Genomic DNA, 4,522 nt, shown 5'->3' on the forward strand with positions numbered 1-4,522 from the left:
GCCATCGGCAGCCATCGGCTGATCATCGGCGGCTACAACAATAAAAAGACCGCGGCCAATGAAACGACGCTGGTGCTGATCGATGATCTGCTGCTGAGCGCCAGCAGTCAGACTATCTACGATGACAGCTTGATCTCCAGCGTGTTCCATCTCGACAACAGCCTGCAGGATGGCAAAGGCGTCATGCCTGAGTTGACCCTGAACGGCAATGCGCGCTTCGACGACAGCAACCTGGGTTGGATGGAAACCCCCGCCGGCGCCGCCCTGAGATTCAACGGTTTCAACGACCGGGCCGAAGTTACCTTCAGCGTCGATCCCTACCTTCCGGCAGACAGGACGGTGGAAGACATCGACGAGGTGAGCATCGAAGGCCGCTTCTATTTCGACACCATCGACATGTGGGATGAGAACCGGCTGGAACTGCTGTTCATGCGTCAGAGCTGGGATAGCGGGGTGGAAATCCGCCGCAACAGTTGGATGACCGACCTGAGCGCCTATCTGGGCAGCTATGGGGACTCCGGGGAGGCGGTCAACACCGCCCTGAGCCGGAATCAGTGGCATCACATCAAGCTGACCCATAACCGTACCCATTATCTGCTGTACGTGGACGGGCAGGAAATTCTCAAGGTGGCCCACGGCCGGGGACAGCTGAACCTGTATGGGCACGAGGACATCCGCCTGAGCTTCGGCGATTTCCACGGCTGGGCGGATGAAATCCGTTTCAACCTGGATTTCGACACCGACGATGACGGCCTCCCCGATAAACGCGATCCGGATGATGACGGCGACGGCGTGGAGGATGGGCAGGATGTCTTCCCCTTCGACAGGGCCGAATGGGGGGATAATGACGGTGACGGCATCGGGGACAACGCCGACCAGGATGACGACAACGACGGCATTGCCGATGGGCGCGATCTGCAGCCGTTGGATGCGGCCAACGCCGCCGCCGACAGTGATGGTGACGGCTTCAGCGATCTTGTGGAATACCATAGTGGTTCCCTGCCCGATGATGCCGCCTCCACGCCCCGGACCCAGCCGCCGGCCGGGGGGGCGGGCCCCGTTCTGAGCGGGGAACAACAGCGCGCACTGGAAACGCTGGTGCGGATGCAGGAACCGGGCGAAGTGCGGATACACGCCGTGTCCGATCAGTGGCTGCGCCTGACCCTGGTTCCGACCCGCAACGAAAACAATACCGATTTCATACGCCCCCCGGTGGAGATCGCCAAAGCGGAAAACCCGGCCCTCTTCAGCGTCACCGACAGCGCGGGTGACAGTGTGCCGGTGGTGGGAACTGGCCTAAAACGGCGCACCTTCTACGCCCCCTACCGGGTCGGTGATCTGCGCATTGGGGAAAACATCTTCATTCACCTGGGCCGACCGCTGAGTGCCGGACAGGAATACGCGCTGGATGTGGATACCCAACTGACCGGAACCGCCATCCATGCCAGGTTCCGCTTCGAACCGGAATCACAGCTCAGTGACCTGCTGCACGTGGATCCATACGGCTACCGTCCGGCGGACCGTAAAAAGGCCTATCTGGGATTGATGATGGGCAGCGCGGGCGAATACGAGCCCACCGACCTGGATTTTGAAGTGGTGCGTACCCAGGACCACCAGGTGGTGTTCCAGGGTACGGGCACCTTGGAAGCCTCGGAAGGCTGGCGTGAAACCTTCACCAACCATCCTTACAACAAGGTTTACCAACTGGATTTCTCCGCCCTGACCACCCCGGGTGAATACTACCTGCGCCACCGCACGGGCATCAGCCAGCCGTTCCCCATCCACAGCGATGTCTACCGCGGCAGCCTGAACACCCTGGCGTTGGGTATGTACCAGCAGCGGCGCGGCGAGGAGCTGATCAAGCCCTATACTCGCTTCACCCACAAGGCGACGGTGGAAGATCAGACCTATGTTTACGACAGCACCGATCTGGATCCCTTCCTGGCTGGTTTGGGCGTCACGCCGGACACCATCCGATACCCCACCACCCAGGAAGGCCAACATGTGGAGATCAGCGGCGGGCACATGGATGCCGGGGACTATTCGCCCTACACCTGGAACAGTTCCCTGACGGCCTGGACCCTGATCACCACCCTGGACGTGTACGGCGAACGGGTGATGCACGACAACCTCGGGGTACCGGAATCTGGCGACGGCGTTCCCGATCTGTTGCAGGAATTCCTGCTCGAGATCAACTGGCTCAAGGAGATGCAGGATCCGGTGGACGGCGGCGTGTTTGGCATGAGCAAGCCCAAGGAGATGAACTACCAGTCCACCATGCCGGGGGAGACCCCCAATCTGACCCGCTATCTGTCCCCCAAGGACACTACCGTTACCGGCGGTTACGCGGCGGCCCTGGCTCGGGCGGCGCGCAGCCCCGTATTGCGCCAACATGACCCGGCATTGGCCGACCTGCTCAAACAACGTGCCATCAAGGCGTGGGATTGGCTGGAGGCCAACCCGGGGATGCATGGTTATCACCATTATGGCAAGGGGGATGCCCGGGACGGGGATGAAGGCCATGAACACGCCCGCGCCTGGGCGGCCATTGAACTCTACGCCCTCACCGGGGAGCAGCGTTACCACGACGCCTTCGTGCGCTACCACAAGCCCCTGCTGCGGTATGACGGCGTGTACCTGATGAACATGGGATACGGCTACGCCACCCGCACCCTGGCCTTGTGGGAACGCGACGGCATTGCGTACCCGGTGGACGCGGCGTTGAAACAGACGTCGGTGGCCCGTTTCCGGCAGGCGGTGGACTGGTATGTGGACGCCGCCAATGAAACCCCTTACGACCTGTTCGTCAACGGCACGGTGAAACGGTGGAATCTGGTGGGTTGGTTCTTCCCGGTGAGCGATTACGGCTGGGATCTGCTGCTCGCCCACGAACTCTACGGTGACCTGGATTACCTGGAAACGGCCCAGGACCAGATCCATTTCACCCTGGGCGCCAATCCCTCCAACATGACCTATATCACGGGCATGGGCTATAAACGCCTGCGTTCAACCGTTGACCAGGAATCGCTACACGACGGCATCGAAGCCCCCGTAACCGGCTTGCCGGTTTCGCCCATGGTAACCGGCTATAGCTGGAGCAACACCTACGAGCGGGACATCGGCGATTACACCTGGCCGTTGGATAATCCCGATTGGGATACGGGGGGTGAAGTCTACGGCCTGCTCGAAAAGAGCTATGACGGCTGGAACATCAACGGTGAGTTCACCATTGAGAAAATGGCGGGGATGCTGACCGCCTTGGCGGTATTGACCCCCCGCGATGACGAGCAGTATCCCCACCCTGAATTCACCCTGTCGGTGGAACCGGTGGAGAACGGGGTGTTTAGGCCCATTCTGGCGTTTAAAAATGGCGAACCCCAAAGCTACCGGATCCTCTGGCATGAAAACGACCAGCCCGTCAGCGCCGATCCCGCTTACCTCCTGCGCCAGGATTTCAGCCGGCCCGTGTGGAAACTGGCTGCCGAGGTGATTACCGCGGAAGGCCGCCGCTGGTATGCCGAAACCCGCATCAACACCCGCGACTACGGCAATACGGATATTCCCCTGGAGCCGTTCCCCGATGACAGTGCCTCCACCCTGTTCCATCTGGACGGCAGCCTAGCGGACGCCAACGGGGTGATGGCCGACCTGACCTTATCGGGTAACGCCCGTTTTGATGACGGTGACTTGTACTGGATGCAGAATCCGGCGGGCTCCGCGTTGCGCTTCGACGGTTTCGGCGATCAGGCCCAAGTCAGCTTCAACATCAGCGACTACCTGCCCGAGGGCAAGCGCTATGAGGATGTCGCCGAGGTCACTATCGACGGGCTGTTCTATTTTGACTCCCTGGGACCGGTCAATGACGATGTGCTGAACCTTCTCTACCTGCGCCAGTCTTGGGGCAGCGGCATGCAGTTGACCCGCTACAACTGGACCAGCCATATCCGGGCTGACTTGGGCAAGACGCAGAATTCAGGCGATGCAATCGACAACGCCTTGCGCCCGCATGAATGGCATTACGTCCAAATGATCTACAACCGCAGTCACTACATCCTGCAGGTTGACGGCCAAGAGCTGGTGAAGGTCGCCCACGACAATCAGGACAAGCTGTTCGACCAGCGTGACATCGAGCTGAAGTTCGGCAATTTCCAGGGCTGGGTTGATGAGGTCCGCTTCAATGTTGTGCTACAGGACCAGACCGACACCGATGGTGACGGCATCCTGGATAGCCTGGACCCCGATGATGACAATGACGGGATGCCTGATGAGTGGGAACTCCAATATGGTTTGGATTCCCTGGATGCAACAGATGCCGGTCTCGATGCGGATGGCGATGGCTTCTATAACCTGAGCGAGTTCTATGCCGCAACCAGCCCGCTGGATGCCAATGCGTTTCCGGGCCAAGGGAGTGCCGGCAAGACATTGTTGGGCGTCTACCACGGCAACCAGGGGTGGGCGATCCCGGATCTGCAAGCCATGGAGGCCTGGCAGCAGGATAAGAAGCACGCGGTGGTCACCCTCT

At 60.3% G+C, this 4,522-nt stretch carries 1 protein-coding gene; it reads left to right on the plus strand.

What is annotated here, in order from left to right; translation table 11 throughout:
- Positions 1-4,522: glycoside hydrolase family 9 protein (locus RIFP1SYM_RS15870; RefSeq protein WP_039960815.1), on the plus strand; the 4,522-nt coding region annotated here is incomplete at both ends.

It is taken from the genome of endosymbiont of Riftia pachyptila (vent Ph05), from assembly GCF_000224455.1.
Taxonomy (GTDB): Bacteria; Pseudomonadota; Gammaproteobacteria; order Chromatiales; family Chromatiaceae; genus Endoriftia; species Endoriftia persephonae.